Source organism: Methylobacterium nigriterrae, assembly GCF_037106235.1.
In the GTDB taxonomy this organism is placed as follows: Bacteria; Pseudomonadota; Alphaproteobacteria; order Rhizobiales; family Beijerinckiaceae; genus Methylobacterium; species Methylobacterium nigriterrae.
Window position 1 is genome coordinate 1 of sequence record NZ_JBAWTG010001023.1, and the last position, 256, is coordinate 256.

The 256-nt window shown below is 71.5% G+C and carries 1 protein-coding gene; it reads left to right on the top strand.

Annotation, left to right across the window (positions count from 1 at the left end; all coding sequences use genetic code 11):
• Nucleotides 1-2 precede the first annotated feature (2 nt).
• The coding region (locus tag WDW90_RS40095; RefSeq protein ID WP_336493117.1) for a cation:proton antiporter domain-containing protein at nt 3-256 on the top strand (254 nt) is incomplete at its 3' end.

Here is a 256-nt window from a genome sequence, read left to right on the forward strand (position 1 = left end):
TCCTGCCGCCGGTCCTGACCTTCCTGTCGGCGCCGGTGCTCGGCGGACCGGTCTTCCGGCTGCTCGGCCAGAGCGCGGTGCTCGGCTACCTCGGGGCCGGCGTCCTGATCGGGCCGTTCGGGTTCTCGCTGATCGCCGAGCCCGAGACCGCCGCGAGCGTGGCCGAGATCGGCGTGGTACTGCTTCTCTTCCTCGTCGGGCTCGAGCTGCACGTCTCGCAGCTCGTCTCGATGCGGCGCGACATCTTCGGGCTGGG